3 protein-coding genes and 1 pseudogene are annotated in these 2,176 nt (G+C 43.0%); all 4 read right to left on the minus strand.

Features of this window, described 5'->3' with window-relative positions:
* Positions 1-96 (minus strand): transposase DNA-binding-containing protein (locus tag ACCI49_RS25175; protein ID WP_503629704.1); only part of this gene is annotated, 96 nt, incomplete at its 3' end.
* 175 nt (positions 97-271) lie between these two features.
* A complete protein-coding gene (locus ACCI49_RS24390; RefSeq protein WP_371841855.1) occupies positions 272-1,129 on the minus strand; it encodes a hypothetical protein in 858 nt (285 codons plus the stop codon).
* A 270-nt stretch (positions 1,130-1,399) separates the two neighbouring features.
* Positions 1,400-1,621, minus strand: a complete 222-nt coding sequence (locus ACCI49_RS24395; RefSeq protein WP_371841856.1) for a hypothetical protein — start codon at positions 1,619-1,621, stop codon at positions 1,400-1,402.
* 48 nt (positions 1,622-1,669) lie between these two features.
* Positions 1,670-2,020, minus strand: a pseudogene (locus tag ACCI49_RS24400) (transposase); the annotation flags it as partial.
* Between the last annotated feature and the right edge of the window lie 156 nt (positions 2,021-2,176).

Raw genomic sequence — 2,176 nt, forward strand, 5'->3', positions numbered from 1 at the left:
GGAACTTAAATTCCTAAGAATATTGGACAATCGCTTATTCAATCGTACATCGCCCATAACTTGATTTTTCACTTCGTCCATGACCCAGTCCTGCATAATTACCCATCCAAATCTGTAGCTCTTACTATGCCAAAACTGTAACTCATTGATTTTTATAATAAAACTGGAAAAACTTGTGTATAAAACTTAGCGCCTTGGTATGCGGCAGACGCCGCGCATCGCTGGCTGTCCGGCGAAGGGGTGAAAGCCCGTAGCGAACATCACCAACTTGTTAAATGTTTTCGTGAGCCTTATTTTTAGCTAGACTACTTTTGTAAATAGCAAACATTTCTTCTGGGCTTTTACCGTAAACTGATTTGAACGCATCGTTGAATGTCTCTCCAATTTCCAGAGCACGAATAAGCTCAATCCCGCCATTTGGATGAAGAAACTCATAGAATAGGGAAGCCTGCCGGTAGTTCATATGTTGCTGGTACCAAGGTTTAGGCCAATCATCATTCGCCACAACATAGTTTAAAGGCCAAGGGTCGCTGAAAAGAGAGCTTTCGTCTACCACGACTATGTGCTTGCCGTTATGAATGTACTCTAAGGCTTTTTTTCGGCTAACCTTATTAGCTCCGCCGCCATTCGATGCAAACGTAGCCAAACCTTCCTGATACCACTGAGGTATAAAACTGGCTCTGAAGGTCGATATTTGTTGACGAAGGTGCAAATGTGATAACTCATGTGCCAGCCATCGCGAATAATCTTCATGAGTGATTACATAAGACTTTAAAAATAAGCCATTTGAACTCACCGCAGCTAAAATACCGCTATCAATTCCTGTATATTTAGCAAAGCACTCCCTTGTATCGCAAAGATGAACGACTGGCGGATTGATGAATGGTTTTCCATGTACTATTTCGATATCTTTGACTTTTTCATCTAGCACATTCCTAATCAATAAAGCTTGGTCTTCCATCCCTTCCTTGTACAAAATCCGATCATCTCCGGCCAAAGTTGAAAAGTCATCTTTTGCTGGAGATTGCTTCTCTACAGGGAAAAAGTCTGAGCAGCCAACTAAAGCTGAAAAAGCGATAGTAAGGGCACCATAAATAGACCGTGATGACCGATTTCTAGAAAAAAGCATCCTTACTTAACCCCATCATTTTTTTGTTTTGCGACCAAGGCAAATGGAATGGCAATTGGCCTAGAAGTCCCCCCCATAAAAGCCCAAAATACTCCATTTAAATGACGCTTTCGCGCGATCGAAGCACAAATAATCATGCTCGTAAGGGCCAAAATGAATATAAGACTCATCATGTCATATTTCCTCCATAAGTAACGGTTCCCAGCTCGGACATTTAACGCTTAGATAACCTGCGCTGCAGGCGGTAAAAAAAATGGCCTGGCACTGGATTTAGGCCGAACTAAACAGCCCCTCTCCTGCAGTGTCAGGTTCATCGTATTGTTGTACAAGACCGCTGGCGCCATCTGTCCGCTCCTCTCCCTTTATAAAGGAAATTCCTTTTTTCGCCTTAGTCCACACTCGACAACTTAATTTTGTTGGCTCATGACACTTCCCGCACTCTACCATCAGCTCTTCGATTTGCAATCCGGTCGGGAGCTTTTGATCTTTCATTACTCCTACCAACTTGCTACATAAATCATGCTTTCTCTTATTGCAGTCAGCATATAACCCATAGCTCCGTACCATGTGTTTGCCTATCGGGGCTATGTGCTGCAAGACCCTCCTAAGAAACTCTTTTAGCTTTAAGCGCAATTTTTTGCGACGCTGATCACGGTGATCACGGTGATCAAAATAACGAAACTCCAACTCCCGATGATCTACATTCAAGATCTGCTTTGGTTTTAACGGACCACCTCTGATGTAACGAGAAAAATACAACAATACACCTTTGCCATGATCATATCGATCCTGAATACGGACTGACCACTCTTTGCGATAGCAAGCCTTAAAGATGACTTCAAACTGGCCATCGGTCCAATTCGGCGGTAGTTTTAGTAGCTCGGCTACGATATTGTTTAAGCAGAAGCGCTTGAAACTTTCCCCGGAAGAGACTCTTTACTACTCGTATAGGTAATAAACTAGAGTTTAGAGCGAGCCAGACCACCAGCAGCTTCTTTTTTGCCGCTGGAGCCCTAGCCCGATTACAACCAATTGTTTAAAAACTCC

The organism is Microbulbifer epialgicus (assembly GCF_041447265.1).
GTDB classification, from domain to species: Bacteria; Pseudomonadota; Gammaproteobacteria; order Pseudomonadales; family Cellvibrionaceae; genus Microbulbifer; species Microbulbifer epialgicus.

Coding starts and splice junctions, on each gene's coding strand:
- ACCI49_RS24395 (WP_371841856.1), bottom strand. CDS start 1,621: ATGAAAGATCAAAAGCTCCCGACCGGATTGCAAATCGAAGAGCTGATG.
- ACCI49_RS24390 (WP_371841855.1), bottom strand. CDS start 1,129: ATGCTTTTTTCTAGAAATCGGTCATCACGGTCTATTTATGGTGCCCTT.